General features: G+C 43.6%; 16 protein-coding genes. 1 reads left to right on the forward strand and 15 read right to left on the reverse strand.

Translation table 11 applies throughout. From position 1 onward, the window contains the following. Positions 1–13: 13 nt before the first annotated feature. From rnc to ACYP5M_RS21515, 11 genes are all read right to left on the reverse strand, one after another. A complete protein-coding gene (rnc, locus tag ACYP5M_RS21465) occupies positions 14–754 on the reverse strand; it encodes a ribonuclease III (protein ID WP_101224626.1) in 741 nt (246 codons plus the stop codon). 264 nt (positions 755–1,018) lie between these two features. Beyond that, positions 1,019–1,252, reverse strand: a complete 234-nt coding sequence (locus ACYP5M_RS21470) for an acyl carrier protein (RefSeq protein ID WP_034313729.1) — start codon at positions 1,250–1,252, stop codon at positions 1,019–1,021. 57 nt (positions 1,253–1,309) lie between these two features. Next, positions 1,310–2,053 (reverse strand): 3-oxoacyl-[acyl-carrier-protein] reductase, encoded by a 744-nt coding sequence (gene fabG / locus ACYP5M_RS21475; protein ID WP_101224625.1) that lies wholly within the window; start codon positions 2,051–2,053, stop codon positions 1,310–1,312. Then, entirely contained in the window at positions 2,050–2,997 is a 948-nt protein-coding gene (gene fabD / locus ACYP5M_RS21480; protein WP_101224624.1) for an ACP S-malonyltransferase, read from the reverse strand. Before fabD ends, fabG begins: the two co-directional genes overlap by 4 nt. Positions 2,998–3,024: 27 nt before the next feature. Further along, positions 3,025–4,011 carry a phosphate acyltransferase PlsX gene (gene plsX, locus ACYP5M_RS21485; RefSeq protein ID WP_434169059.1) on the reverse strand — a complete coding sequence of 329 codons (987 nt, stop codon included), beginning with the start codon at positions 4,009–4,011 and terminating at the stop codon, positions 3,025–3,027. Between the two features lie 24 nt (positions 4,012–4,035). Next, positions 4,036–4,593: a transcription factor FapR gene (gene fapR / locus ACYP5M_RS21490; RefSeq protein WP_034313744.1), complete on the reverse strand. Its 558-nt coding sequence runs from the start codon at positions 4,591–4,593 to the stop codon at positions 4,036–4,038. 119 nt (positions 4,594–4,712) lie between these two features. After that, on the reverse strand, positions 4,713–6,764 hold the full coding sequence (gene recG, locus ACYP5M_RS21495; protein WP_101224622.1) for an ATP-dependent DNA helicase RecG: 2,052 nt from the start codon (positions 6,762–6,764) through the stop codon (positions 4,713–4,715). Next, entirely contained in the window at positions 6,761–7,645 is an 885-nt protein-coding gene (sdaAA, locus tag ACYP5M_RS21500; protein WP_101224621.1) for an L-serine ammonia-lyase, iron-sulfur-dependent, subunit alpha, read from the reverse strand. Before sdaAA ends, recG begins: the two co-directional genes overlap by 4 nt. Before the next feature lie 37 nt (positions 7,646–7,682). Further along, entirely contained in the window at positions 7,683–8,345 is a 663-nt protein-coding gene (gene sdaAB, locus ACYP5M_RS21505) for an L-serine ammonia-lyase, iron-sulfur-dependent subunit beta (protein ID WP_459735506.1), read from the reverse strand. A gap of 207 nt (positions 8,346–8,552) precedes the next feature. After that, a complete protein-coding gene (locus ACYP5M_RS21510; protein ID WP_434169057.1) occupies positions 8,553–10,223 on the reverse strand; it encodes a DAK2 domain-containing protein in 1,671 nt (556 codons plus the stop codon). 18 nt (positions 10,224–10,241) lie between these two features. Then, positions 10,242–10,604, reverse strand: a complete 363-nt coding sequence (locus ACYP5M_RS21515) for an Asp23/Gls24 family envelope stress response protein (protein WP_034313762.1) — start codon at positions 10,602–10,604, stop codon at positions 10,242–10,244. A gap of 252 nt (positions 10,605–10,856) precedes the next feature. Between ACYP5M_RS21515 and rpmB the strand changes: the two genes are divergently transcribed. Then, positions 10,857–11,045: a 50S ribosomal protein L28 gene (gene rpmB, locus ACYP5M_RS21520; RefSeq protein WP_034313767.1), complete on the forward strand. Its 189-nt coding sequence runs from the start codon at positions 10,857–10,859 to the stop codon at positions 11,043–11,045. 187 nt (positions 11,046–11,232) lie between these two features. On the opposite strand, the gene spoVM is transcribed toward rpmB, so the two are convergent. From spoVM to rsgA, 4 genes are all read right to left on the reverse strand, one after another. Next, the gene (spoVM, locus tag ACYP5M_RS21525) at positions 11,233–11,313 is read right to left on the reverse strand and encodes a stage V sporulation protein SpoVM (protein WP_034313769.1); all 81 of its coding nucleotides are present in this window, start codon (positions 11,311–11,313) and stop codon (positions 11,233–11,235) included. Positions 11,314–11,435: 122 nt separating this feature from the next. Then, the gene (locus ACYP5M_RS21530; protein ID WP_427574075.1) at positions 11,436–12,089 is read right to left on the reverse strand and encodes a thiamine diphosphokinase; all 654 of its coding nucleotides are present in this window, start codon (positions 12,087–12,089) and stop codon (positions 11,436–11,438) included. Positions 12,090–12,191: 102 nt separating this feature from the next. Then, positions 12,192–12,839 carry a ribulose-phosphate 3-epimerase gene (gene rpe / locus ACYP5M_RS21535; RefSeq protein WP_101224617.1) on the reverse strand — a complete coding sequence of 216 codons (648 nt, stop codon included), beginning with the start codon at positions 12,837–12,839 and terminating at the stop codon, positions 12,192–12,194. Between the two features lies 1 nt (position 12,840). Continuing rightward, entirely contained in the window at positions 12,841–13,722 is an 882-nt protein-coding gene (gene rsgA / locus ACYP5M_RS21540; RefSeq protein ID WP_230177534.1) for a ribosome small subunit-dependent GTPase A, read from the reverse strand.

Below are 13,722 nucleotides of genomic sequence, written 5' to 3' on the forward strand. Positions count from 1 at the left end.
CTCTACTGTTCAACTATCTTGTTGATTTTTTTTCTTTTAAAACGATCAATGCATGCTCGGCAGCATGCTGCTCCGCTTCTTTTTTGGACTTTCCTATTCCAGAGCCCAGCTCTTCCCCATTCAAGGAGACGGTCGAAACAAACTCCCGATTATGAGCCGGTCCTTTTTCCTGCAAGATCTTATATTGCAGGACACCGATGGCATCACGCTGGATCAGCTCCTGAAGCTGGCTCTTATAATCCATCACATGAGAAAAAGCACCCTCGTCTATCTTCGGAAACACAACATTCGTCAAAAACTGAACAACTGGCTCTAATCCTTGATCAAGGTACAAAGCACCAATATAGGCTTCGAATACATCCGCAAGCATGGCAGGGCGTTCTCTTCCGCCTGTCATTTCTTCCCCTTTTCCGAGCAATACATATTCCCCGTAAGAAAGACTATTGGCAAAAGCAACAAGTGAAGGCTCACATACAATGGCTGCCCTCAGTTTGGTAAGTTCACCTTCGCTCATCATCGGATATTTTTGATATAAGTATTTAGAGATGGTCAGTTCAAGTACAGCGTCTCCCAAAAATTCAAGCCTTTCATTATCTTCATAAGGCTTACGGCGATGCTCATTCACATAAGATGAATGTGTAAAAGCTTGTTTCAATAAATTTTCATCTTTAAAATGAAAACCCAGATTTTCTTGCAACTGTTTAAATTTATTATCCTTGATTGATGGTTTACGATTATTTCCGTTCCTACGCATCACACAAAACCCTCCACAACGGTTCAAAAAGCATATTTTTCCAATATATAAAAAGAAACCTGGCAGGAATTCCTGTCAAGCTTTCCTATGTACCATCATACATTATTATCCGCTTAAAGAAAACCAATGGCAAAAGACCACTGCCATGCAGGCGGTGCTTACCCGCGTACATGCTCATTCCCTTATCTGACGCGGCATCAAACTTCTTTAGCAATAAGAGAAAGCCCCGTTAAAAAACGGAGCTTTTAGTCAAATGACAATTCATTACATAGTGCTTTGTATGTAATTCACAGCATCACCTACTGTGGCGATTTTTTCAGCGTCATCGTCCGAAATTTCCATATCAAACTCGTCTTCGAATTCCATGACTAGTTCAACTACATCCAGGGAATCGGCACCAAGATCTTCTTTGAAAGAAGCTTCAAGTTTTACCTCTGATTCTTCTACGTTCAAACGATCTACAACGATTTTAGTTACTCTTTCTAATACATCTGCCAATGTGTTCACCTCCCCTCAAGACATTATAAATTAATTTCGAAAAAAATCAAAGAAAACTTACATGACCATTCCGCCATCTACATGAAGTGTTTGCCCAGTCATATATTTGCTGGCATCGGAAGCGAGGAAAGACGCCACTGCAGCAATATCTTTAGGGTCACCGAAGCGTGCAAGCGGAATTTGGTCCAGCATGGCTTTTTGGACGTCTTCAGGCAATTCCCCAGTCATATCCGTTGAGATGAAACCTGGGGCAATCGCATTGACCGTAATGCCTCTTGAAGCAAGTTCCTTTGCCGTGGTTTTAGTCAAACCGATCACACCAGCTTTAGCCGCTACATAATTAGCCTGCCCCGCATTTCCGCTGACGCCGACGATCGATGCCATATTGATGATCCTGCCGCTGCGCTGCTTCATCATTTGCCTTGTAACCGCCTTTGTGCATAGGAACACGCCTTTAAGATTCGTATTGATCACAGAATCCCATTCATCTTCTTTCATACGCATCAATAGGTTATCACGTGTGATACCTGCATTATTAACCAGGATATCCACTCTGTCAAACTGTTCGATGACCTCTTTGATCATGCTTGTCACCGATTCACTATTTGCAACATCGCATTGGATGGCAAATGCTTTACGGCCCAATGCCTTGATTTCATCAACCACTTCATTCGCTTTAGCTTCACTGCCGGAATAGTTGATGGCAACGTCTGCTCCCTGACGGGCAAGTTCCAATGCAACTTCCCTCCCAATACCTCGTGAAGCTCCCGTTACAAGTGCTTTTTTACCTTCGAGGATCATGCTTGTACCCCCTTCAATGTTTCAATTGTTTTAGTTAGAGTATCTATATCGGAAACCGAATGAATTTGAACGGAACGATCGATTTTCTTTATCAATCCGCCCAATACTTTCCCCGGGCCCACCTCGATGAACGTATCCACGCCCAATTCAAGCAGATTTTTCACGCTGTCTTCCCAAAGGACCGGTGAATACAGCTGTTCGATTAATTTTTCTTTAATTTCAGCAGGTGCTGTAATGGGCTTAGCCGTTACGTTTGAAATGACAGGAATTTCAGCCTGTTTGAAGCTTACTTCATCGAGGACACCCTGTAACTTTTCTGCTGCCGGTTTCATTAATTCCGAATGGAACGGTCCACTCACTTCAAGAGGAAGAGCACGTTTAGCCCCATTTTCCTTGGCTTTTGCACTTGCAAGTTTAACACCTTCGGAGGTGCCTGAAATGACGATTTGCCCTGGACAATTGATATTGGCCAATTGAACGGATTCACCAGTGGCCGTAATTTCAGAAGTGACTTCAGATAGAGCTTCACGGTCCATTCCCAATATCGCAGCCATTGAGCCTTGGCCATTCGGTACCGCAGCTTCCATGAATTCACCACGTTTACGCACTGTATATACGGCATCTTCAAAAGAAATTGCGCCAGATGCCACTAATGCCGTATATTCACCTAAGCTGTGCCCGGCTGTATAATCTGGTTTGATCCCCGCTTCTTCCAGCTCCTTGACAAAAGCATAACTCGTGGTCAATAAAGCAGGCTGTGCATTATAAGTCACCGTTAATTCTTGTTGTGTGCCATTAAAGATCAATTCGGAAAGTGGGAAATCAAGTTTTTCATCTGCTGATCGAAAAATTTGCTGAGCACGCTCGTTTTCCTGAAATAAGCCATGCCCCATTCCTATTGATTGTGATCCTTGTCCTGGAAAGACAAAAGCAATTTTACCCATATGTTACTCCCCTGCCTCTATGATTTATTATTGTTTTTCTATCGTCTCCGCAATTGTCGATATGACGTCATTTCCAACCATATCGCGAGTCTGGCGTATTGCATTATAGACTGCATTCGCATCTGAAGAACCATGAGCCTTAATGACAGGGGCCTTCAAACCGAAGAGGCCGGCACCGCCATACTCCGAGTAATCCATTTTATTTTTTATGCCTTTTAGTTCAGGCTTTACCATTGCTGCGGCCAGCTTACTCTTTAGGTTGCTCATCAAGGCCGCTTTTACCATTTTAAATACACCCATAGCAGTACCTTCAAGCGTCTTTAACACCATATTTCCCGTGAAGCCGTCGGTCACGACAACATCTGCCGGCCCGCTTAGGAGGTCCCTTGCCTCTACATTGCCTATAAAGGATATCTCCGATGATTGCTGCAGTAACGTAAAGGCTTGCTTAGTCAGTTCATTCCCTTTTTTTTCTTCTGTTCCGATATTAAGTAATCCGACACGGGGCTTTTCGATTCCCCGAACTTTTTGAGCATAAACAGACCCCATTATGGCGAATTGAAGGAGATGCTCCGGTTTCGCATCGGAGTTCGCGCCTACATCCAGTAGTACAAAACCTTTGCCATCGATTGTCGGAAGGGTTGGTGCCAACGCCGGACGTTCAATGCCTTCTATCCTTCCGACCACAAACAAGCCTGCAGCCATTAGCGCCCCTGTATTGCCTGAAGAAATGCATGCATCCGATTCTCCGTCAGCCACTTGCTGTGCAGCCAAGACCATCGAGGCGCTTTTCTTGCGGCGAACCGCACGAACAGGTTCATCGGTGCTTAATATTTTTTCATCAGTATGTATAACCTTTATACGGCCATGTTTCGCTAAGTATTGGTTAATCTCCGATTCATTGCCTATCAAGGTGATTTCCACATCGGAAAAAGCCTCGACAGCTTTCATAGCTCCCAAAACCTGTGCCTTGGGAGCATTATCGCCACCCATTGCATCTATCGTTATCTTCATTTTCTTTCATCCTTTACTAGCAAGTTAAGAGCGATACATTTCGAACTCGCCTTTAAAAACCAGTTCATTACCCACGTAGCTTCTAACCTCCACCACGGAACGATCGTTGGTGTGGTCCACGTTTTTAACCCTAGCTTTAGCTACCACTCTTTCATTTTCCTTTACAGAACGAGTAAATAAAATGGATGCTTTCGCAGTTAATGCCAATTCATCATTTATGACTGCTACAGCCAATGAATTTGCTTGGGCAAAAAGGTGATGTCCCCTCGCAATTCCATTCCGCTTAAAGACATGCTCCTTATTTATATCCAAAATCGAAATTGCATTGTCATCTAAATTAAGATCAATTACTTCCCCGATGATTTCATCCAAAGGCAATGCCCTGATTTCGTCACTGAATTTTTTCTCGGCCACGCTTTTAATACGTTCACGCAGTTCCGGTATCGATAATTCAAGACGGTCAAGCCTAATGGTCTGGACGCTCACCGAATATTTTTCAGCCAGCTCCTCATCCGTTACAAAAGGATTCTGTTTAATCGTTTCGATTAATAATTGCTGGCGTTCCTTCTTATTTCTTCGCATTTGAAGGTCACCATCCGTAGTATTATGACTAGGTACTAATAGTAGTATATATATTTTAAAAACAGATTGCAAGATATTGAGTAAAATCTCACAATCTGCTATTGGTTTTTTGATTCAGTTCAGTCCAGCTTTTCTCCCGTGAATACTCCCGTTCCCGCTAAATAGTTCCGCAGCGGTGCATACTCAGGGGAATGCCAAAAGCTTTGGGAGGCAATCAATTTTGCAGCATCTTCCCTTGCCACTTCCAAAGTCCTGTAATCATGGACCATGTCGGCTACCTTGAACTCGGGAAGGCCGCTTTGTTTTTTACCGAAGAAGTCCCCGGGGCCGCGTAGTTCCAAATCTTTTTCGGAAAGGGCGAATCCATCGTTTGTCTCGGTCATGATTTTCATCCGTTCTTTGCCGACTTCCGTTTTCGGATCAGCCAGCAGGATGCAAAAGGACTGATCGCTTCCCCGTCCAACCCTTCCGCGCAACTGATGCAACTGTGAAAGCCCAAAGCGCTCCGCATCATAAATGACCATTACCGTTGCATTTGGAACATTCACCCCAACCTCGACAACCGTCGTGGAAACAAGGATTTGTGCTTCATTGGCACTAAACTGCTGCATCACTTCGTCTTTTTCATCCGCGGGCAGCCGGCCATGCATAAGTCCAACTTTGTACCTGTTCGCAAAGTATTGAGTCAGCATTGCATGAACATCGAGAACATTCTGTAAAGAATCGAGTTTCTCCGACTCCTCAATCAATGGACAGATAACGTAAGCCTGTCTCCCTTTCTTTAGTTCCTTTTCGACGAATGTTAAGATCCGATCAAGCATTTGGTGTTTTGCCCAATAGGTTTCTATTGCTTTACGCCCGGCAGGCATTTCATCGATCGTCGAGACGTCCATTTCCCCAAACACTGTAATTGCAAGCGTTCGCGGAATCGGGGTAGCCGTCATGAAAAGTACATCTGGATTTGTACCCTTTTCACGAAGGATCCGGCGCTGCTCCACACCGAAACGATGTTGTTCATCCGTTATGACAAGTCCGAGATTTCGAAAATTCACTTCATCCTGTATCAATGCATGTGTTCCTATCAAAAGATCTAGCTCCCCGGATTCCAGCATTTGCAATAGTTCCTTGCGCTTTTTGCCTTTTACCGAACTTGTCAACAATGCGACCTTCACTCCACTTGGTTCCAACATCGCCTTTAGCGATTGAGTATGCTGCTCAGCCAAGATTTCCGTCGGGACCATTAATGCACCTTGGAAACCTGCTGTAATCGTCGCCTTCAGGCATATCGCGGCAACCACCGTTTTTCCAGACCCGACATCCCCTTGAAGCAGGCGATTCATCCTGTAGGGAGATTTCATGTCATTCATTATTTCCTCGACGACCCTATTCTGAGCGTTCGTCAAAGGAAAAGGGAGAGTTCCAACAAAGGCTTCCAGCTGCTCCATGTCAAACTCCTGGCCAATTCCTTTTGACTGCTCCCGCTGCACTTTACGAAGTGCCTGCATTTTAAGTTGAAACAATAAAAATTCTTCATACACAAAACGGCGGCGAGCCTTTTTCACCTCATTGGCCGATTGAGGGAAATGCATGGTACGAAGAGCGTCGTTACGCGGCATCAGCTTGTATGCGGACAATAATTGCGGAGGCAGATTTTCTTCTATCATTGCCCCATATTCAGAAAATGCATTGGAGATAAAACGGCGGAGCCCTTTGACAGTAATGCTGCCCTTCACAGAGTATACCGGTTCGAACTCTTTCTCCCGGCTACGATCGCCAACGTGGCATTCCGAGCCTGTAATGGTTTGGCGATGACGATCCCACTTTCCTGTTACCGTTACGGTTTCGCCTATCGCAAGCTTCGGCTTCAGATATGGCTGGTTAAAAAAAATCACATTTATTAAATATCTCCCAGTTAACACTTTAATCGTAAGCCTGGATTTTTTCTTTCCGAAGTACCCTAATGTAGGCACCGTATGAACTTTGCCTTCTATGGTAACCCGCTCATCATGCTCGACCGTTTCTAAATCCCTCAATCGGTAATCTTCATAGCGATATGGGAGGTGTTCAAGGAGATCCGCGACGGTATGGATCTCCATTTCCCCCAAAGTTGCCGCCGTTTCGGCCCCAATGCCCTTTACTGCTGTTATGGGTTCCTGTAAAGCGGGACTCACTTCTTATTCAGCGGCAAGCCAAAGATTTTGGCTTCCAACTCCCGTCCAGTCGGTGTAGCCGCTAAACCTCCTTGTGCAGTTTCCCTAAGAGCCGATGGCATCGTTTGCCCGATTTTGTACATCGCATCAATCACTTCATCACACGGTATGCGGCTTGTGATCCCCGCTAGCGCCATATCTGCGGCAACCATAGCATTGGCTGCCCCCATGGCATTACGCTTCACACAAGGCACCTCCACAAGCCCAGCAACAGGGTCACACACAAGGCCAAGCATGTTCTTTAATGTGATTGCCATCGCTTCTGCACTTTGTGCAGGTGTCCCTCCTGCCATTTCAACGATGGCTGCCGCCGCCATGCCCGAAGCAGAACCGACTTCAGCCTGACAGCCTCCTGCGGCTCCTGAGATAGAAGCATTATTCGCTACAACGAAACCAAACGCCCCTGCTGTAAATAGAAACTCAATTTTCTGTTCCCGATTCGGCTTTAACTTATTTTGCAAAGCAAAAAGGGTCCCAGGCACAACACCGGCAGATCCGGCAGTAGGTGTCGCACAAATCGTTCCCATGGCTGCGTTCACTTCGTTTGTTGCCACCGCTTTGCTTACCGCATCCAGCAGCAGTTCACCGGATAAGGAATTTCCTGATTTAATGTATGTCTGAAGAAGGACTGCATCCCCTCCCGTCAGGCCGGAAACGGACCGGACACCTTGAAGTCCTTTTTCAACTGCCTGTTCCATTACATCCAGGTTGACTCCCATCTGGCGGATGATTTCTTCACGGCTTTTTCCCGTTACTTCCATTTCCTGTTCTATCATGAGCGTTGAAATTTTTTTTTGCTTTGATTCAGCTAATTCTACTAATTCCGCTACATTACGAAACATGATTTCTTCTCCTTCCTAAGTGGAAACGATTGCCCTATTAATCCACAATCCTCGCTACTTGAGTGATGTCGGGGAGTGCTGTAATTTCAGCGATGATGTGATCCTCCAAGTTTTGGTCAACTTCAATCGTCATCAAGGCCATCTTCCCTTTTTCTTTTCGGGAGACTTCCATCTGGCCAATATTGATTTGATGCTTGGCTAAAATGTTTGAAACATTTGCGATGGCACCGAACCGATCATCATGAACGACGAGTATAGCAGGGTTGTGCCCGGAGAGCCTCAATTTAAACCCGTTCAGTTCGACGATTTCGATTTTTCCCCCGCCTATCGATATCCCGACAAGTTCTAGTTCACCATCATCATCACCAACCGTTATTTTTGCTGTATTGGGATGCTCCGGTACGGCTTCTTCTTCCCGAAAAGTAATTTTCATCTTTTTTTTACGGGCTATTTCCAGCGATTCTTTGATTCTCTCATCAAATGTATCAAAATCAAGTAAGCCTCCTACAATGGCTACATCCGTTCCATGGCCTTTATAGGTTTTTGCAAATGATCCGTAAAAAGAAATGTGGGCCCATTTTGGTTCCCGGTCGAATAAATTCCTGGCAACCCTGCCAATCCTTGCAGCTCCTGCTGTATGGGAACTAGAGGGGCCGATCATAACAGGACCAATTATATCGAATACACTTCTAAATTTCATGACTTGCTCCTCCTTCTATACACTGGGAGTCAGTTTAATAATAAAGCGTGATACATTGTAATTACAATTAAGCTGTCCGTAATCCTTCTTTTCATAAAAAATAAAACTGCATAGCCTAATGACATATGCAGTTTATTGCCTTTTATTTTTTTCAGGACCCTCAAACATTGTGACGATTAAGTCTCCCTCATCTTCATTGATCTCTACTTATTCAATTGAAAAAATGAAAGAATATAAAGGTTGTTTCCCATTATGCACTTCAACTTCAACGTCTTCGAAATTCTCATTACAAAACGCAACAAGACTTTCGACATTTTCAGCAGTGGCATCTTCTCCATATAAAATGGTAAGGATTTCTGAATCTTCGTCAATCATATCGGAAAGAAGATCTTTTGCCGCTTGGGTCATGTCTTTATCCTTCACTTTGATGGTGCCTTCAGCAATTCCCATGAAGTCCCCGGTCTCGATTGCAAGACCGTCAATGTTGGTATCCCGGACAGCATAAGTAATCTGGCCCGTTTTCACATGCGAAAGGGCTTCGATCATCGCTTTTTTATTCTCTTCAGCATCAAGTGAAGGGTTGAAAGCCAGCAATGCAGCCATTCCCTGTGGTACTGTTTTCGTTGGGATGACAGTCACATGATCCCCAAGTACATCTGCAGCCTGATTGGCCGCCATGATGATATTTTTATTGTTAGGCAAGATGATCACATGATCTGCATATGCCTCTTCGACAGCTTTAACGATATCCTCTGTACTAGGATTCATCGTTTGTCCGCCTTCGATGACGGACTTAGCGCCGATGCTTTTGAATAATTCGCTGATGCCAGCACCCATCGCCACTGACACTACAGCGTACTTCTCTTTGGTGGACGGTTTAGTTTGAAGCGGTGTTTTCGTCTCACCTACAATCGCAGTATGCTGTTCACGCATATTATCGATTTTCATTTTTATTAAGCTACCATATTGCTGTCCATAATTCAGGCACGTGCCAGGCTGTTCAGAGTGAATATGTACCTTGACGACTTCATCATCTGAGATGACTAATAAAGAATCTCCGTATTCACTTAAATCATTTCTGAATTTTTCTTCATCAAATGATTTATTGACAAGTTTTTCATTTTCCAATCGGACCATGAATTCCGTGCAGTAGCCATACACGATATCTTCCGTGTTCATATGCCCTTGTACATTCATGTGATGTTCGGCATTGATCATGTCATCCATGCTTGGGCCATTTGCAGGTCGGACTGGAAGTGCCTCACCTTTCAGCTCAGCAAGGAAACCTTCATAAACGAATACCAACCCTTGCCCGCCGCTATCAACGACTCCCACTTCTTTTAAGACTGGAAGAAGATCCGGTGTACGTTTTAATGAGGCATTGGCCTCCGTAACGATTTCTTCCATCACCTGAATAAGGTCTATATGCTTTGATGCTGATGAAACCGCTTGCTTGGCTGCATCTTTTGCAACCGTTAAAATGGTTCCTTCAACAGGTTTCATAACGGCTTTATAAGCTGTCTGAACCCCCGCTTCAAAAGCTTGGGCAAATTCTTCACTATTGATTTCCGATTTATGTTCAATCGCTTTAGCAAAACCGCGGAACAGTTGCGAAAGGATAACTCCCGAATTGCCGCGTGCTCCCATTAGCAGTCCTCTTGAAAGTGAGGCACCCACTTTCCCGATGTGTTCCTGGACGTTATTTTGCACTTCCTTCGCACCCGAAGTCATCGATAAATTCATATTCGTTCCTGTATCCCCATCTGGAACAGGGAAAACATTCAACGCATCAACCATTTGGGCATTAGCCGCTAAATGGTTGGCACCTTGAATGATCATTTCTGCAAAGCGCTTTCCGTTCAAACTTGTAATTGACACAAAACTTTCCTCCTATACTTAAGGGTTCGTCACACGAACTCCCTGTACAAAAATGTTGACGGAATCAACAGCTAATCCTACAGTTTTGTCCAGGGTGTACTTTACCTTTGATTGCACATTATGTGCAACTTCCGAGATTTTCGTTCCATAACTTACGATAATATACATATCGATATGAACTTCTTCCTCTTCTTGTCGGACAATTACACCTTTAGTAAAGTTTTCTTTTCTTAAAATTTCGGCAATGCCGTCTTTAAATTGTTTTTTGGAAGACATTCCTATAATTCCGTAGCAATCCACGGCTGCGCCGCCTGCTACAGTAGCGATAACCTCATTAGAGATATCAATTTGTCCATACTTCGTTTGTAATTCGATAGACATTTTCTTTTCCCTCCCAAAAATCAAATCAACTAAAGACATTTTACTATAATGTCTATGGTTTTAAAAGTAAATGTCTTACGGTACTATATATAATTCAATTTTGAAGTATGTATGTCAAGGTTTTTTTCTTGAAAGTAATTAACTGAAGTATTGCATTCTAACGGTAGGTATGATAAATTATTAAAGTATTTTACAAAGACTTAAGACGACTGCGAAAAACTTAAGCTTGTTGTAGTTAGGAGGGAATTTGACATGGCACGTAAATGTGTAATCACTGGAAGAAGAACTCGTTCTGGTAACAGCCGCTCTCACGCAATGAACGCTAGCAAGCGTACATGGGGCGCTAACCTTCAAAAAGTACGTATTTTAGTTGACGGTAAACCTAAACGTGTATACGTTTCTGCAAGAGCTCTTAAATCGGGCAAAGTAGAACGCGTATAATGTTACGGCATCCTCTTAGGATGCCTTTTTACTTGTAATGGCCAGTATTTAATGGGGATGGTTTCAATTCGTTGATCAGGTCTTTCCTGCATCAAGGAGGGAGCCTTCACCCATTAATGGATGGCCGCCCCTTTTTACCGAAAAAATAACACCTCCCTTAATTTGAGAGGTGTCATGGAGATAAGTATCAGCCTTTTTTAAACGCTCCGAGCATAGCCCTTACCAAACTGCCCAGAACTTTTGGCAATTTAATCGTATAAAATTTCATCATGCCCCTCCTCTTTGCATCCCACAATTAAAGATGAAGTGGAATTTTTCTATTACAACATAAGCTTTTAAGCGGATATAGGATGATCGTAATTATATCCGAATCTGCTCTAAGCATGAATTTTAATCACTGCTTCTTATCACCATTAATATGCCTTTCTCAAATGAAACATTCCCAGATTCGGAAATTAGTTCATTGCTGATGCAAAGCGTCGAACCTATTTCCAAGCTTGCATCATCCAGCGGGTATTTGAAACCCGAAAGTGTAATGCCGGTGACTTCAGCCGTTACGGGGAGCAATGACAAGTATTTCTTATCTTTCAAAGCAGTGACCTCATATGAACCTGCTGTCTTTACCGTGAATATATTTTGCCGATCGACTATGTATATATCCATATCGCCATGATGAGGGAGGACACTTTCTTTTTGGAGCAGCTGGATATTCCCAAGAAAATGGTCCATTCTTCCCCCTGTTGCGCCCAGAATGTGAATTTCACTTGGCTTTTGCCCTATTGCCCATTTAAATGCGATCTCTAAATCCGTTTCATCCTTTTCCGAAGAATATAGATTGATTTGTTCCAGTCTTTGCTCAATTTTCCTGTATTCACCTTCCGAAACTGAGTCAAAATCCCCAAAACCGAATCTAGGTTCGATACCTTTTTCAAGCAAAGACCATACTCCCCTGTCAACCCCGACCCAAAGGTCAGTCTTCTCCTTATACCATGTCAGATCCGGCCAAAAACATTCCGGGCCTCCAGCCATAATACTAATAATCATCGAAATCATCCTTTTCTTTACATATTCATATCAAAGATCCCTATGTTTGATTGATAAAAAAAGCCGATCACCATCATACGAATATGATAGTGTCGGCTTATATCACTTTCCCCGAATCTTTTGAATCGCTGCGTTTCGATCTTCTTGATTATATATTGCCGAGCCAGCCACAAGGATTGTCGCCCCTTGTTCAATACATAGTTTAGCCGTTTCTTCATTTACTCCACCATCAATCTCTATTTCCAGATTTTGATTATACATTTCCGCCATCGCCTTCACTTCGGCAATTTTGGGAAGAACGGATTTAATGAACTTCTGTCCGCCAAAACCAGGATTGACCGTCATCAACAATACCATGTCAATATCTTCGATTATAGGTTGGATCAATGAAGCTGGAGTGGCTGGATTAAGCACCACGCCTGCCTTTACACCAAAAGATTTAATCAATTGGATCGTCCGATGCAAGTGTGTGCATGCCTCTACATGAACAGTTATATAATCGGCTCCTGCTTTCGCAAAGGCCTCGATATAACGATCTGGTTGTTCGATCATTAAATGAACATCAAGCGGAAGCTTTGTTATGGGACGGATAGCATCGACAATTAGTGAGCCTATCGTTATATTCGGCACGAAATGCCCATCCATGACATCTACATGGATTAAATCCGCTCCGCCCCTTTCCACATCAAGAATTTCTTCTCCCAATTTTGCAAAGTCAGCTGATAAAATGGATGGTGCGATTTTAACCATTTTAATACCTCGGCTTTCTATCTCTGATTTCTTCTAGGAATTGCATATAATGTTCATATCGATAACGTGGAATTTCCCCGGCATCAACCGCTTCCTTCACTGCACACTTTGGTTCTTTATCGTGCAGGCAGGCCCTGAATTTACAGTCTTCCCCATGCTTATGCATTTCCGGGAAGCAATAGGATAACCTTTCAGCTTCCATTTCCATGAATTCAAGTGAACTGAACCCTGGAGTATCCGCGACAAGTCCAGAGCCGATATGAATCAATTCAACGTGGCGGGTGGTATGCTTCCCACGTCCCAAGTGTGAAGAAATATCATCCGTCTTTAAAGCCAATTCAGGATTGATTGCATTCAGCAAAGACGATTTCCCAACACCTGACTGCCCGGCAAATACACTGGTTTTTCCTTCTAAATACGGCACTAGTTCTTCAATTCCTCCAGCGGTAACAGAAGATGTTTCCAGGACAGTATAGCCAAGTTTCTGATAGTCCTTGATATACTGAGACAATTTCTTTTGGTTTTCAGCTGTAACCAAGTCCAGTTTCGTCACCACGATAATCGGTTCAATTTCGTTATCTTCAATCAGTACGAGGAATCGATCAAGCAATGCCGGACTGAAATCAGGTTCTACTGCCGAAAAGACAAGGATTGCCTGGTCTACATTCGAGATTTGCGGACGTATCAATTCATTCTTTCGCGGTTTTATTTCGGTCACGGTCCCGTCCGTTTTATTTTCCGCTTCAAAAACAACATAATCACCCACGAGCGGGGTTACCTTATTCTTCCTGAACAGGCCCCTTCCACGGCATTGATAGACCTCTTCACCATCAAGGACATAATAAAATCCACTTAATGCTTTGATAATTTTTCCTTCGGGCAT

The organism is Peribacillus sp. N1 (genome assembly GCF_054600815.1).

Coding starts and splice junctions, on each gene's coding strand:
- spoVM (WP_034313769.1), bottom strand. CDS start 11,313: ATGAAATTTTATACGATTAAATTGCCAAAAGTTCTGGGCAGTTTGGTA.
- rpe (WP_101224617.1), bottom strand. CDS start 12,839: ATGGTTAAAATCGCACCATCCATTTTATCAGCTGACTTTGCAAAATTG.
- sdaAB (WP_459735506.1), bottom strand. CDS start 8,345: ATGAAATTTAGAAGTGTATTCGATATAATTGGTCCTGTTATGATCGGC.
- rnc (WP_101224626.1), bottom strand. CDS start 754: ATGCGTAGGAACGGAAATAATCGTAAACCATCAATCAAGGATAATAAA.
- rpmB (WP_034313767.1), top strand. CDS start 10,857: ATGGCACGTAAATGTGTAATCACTGGAAGAAGAACTCGTTCTGGTAAC.
- ACYP5M_RS21530 (WP_427574075.1), bottom strand. CDS start 12,089: ATGATTATTAGTATTATGGCTGGAGGCCCGGAATGTTTTTGGCCGGAT.
- rsgA (WP_230177534.1), bottom strand. CDS start 13,722: ATGCCCGAAGGAAAAATTATCAAAGCATTAAGTGGATTTTATTATGTC.
- plsX (WP_434169059.1), bottom strand. CDS start 4,011: ATGAAGATAACGATAGATGCAATGGGTGGCGATAATGCTCCCAAGGCA.
- fabD (WP_101224624.1), bottom strand. CDS start 2,997: ATGGGTAAAATTGCTTTTGTCTTTCCAGGACAAGGATCACAATCAATA.
- sdaAA (WP_101224621.1), bottom strand. CDS start 7,645: ATGTTTCGTAATGTAGCGGAATTAGTAGAATTAGCTGAATCAAAGCAA.
- fabG (WP_101224625.1), bottom strand. CDS start 2,053: ATGATCCTCGAAGGTAAAAAAGCACTTGTAACGGGAGCTTCACGAGGT.
- ACYP5M_RS21515 (WP_034313762.1), bottom strand. CDS start 10,604: ATGTCTATCGAATTACAAACGAAGTATGGACAAATTGATATCTCTAAT.
- fapR (WP_034313744.1), bottom strand. CDS start 4,593: ATGCGAAGAAATAAGAAGGAACGCCAGCAATTATTAATCGAAACGATT.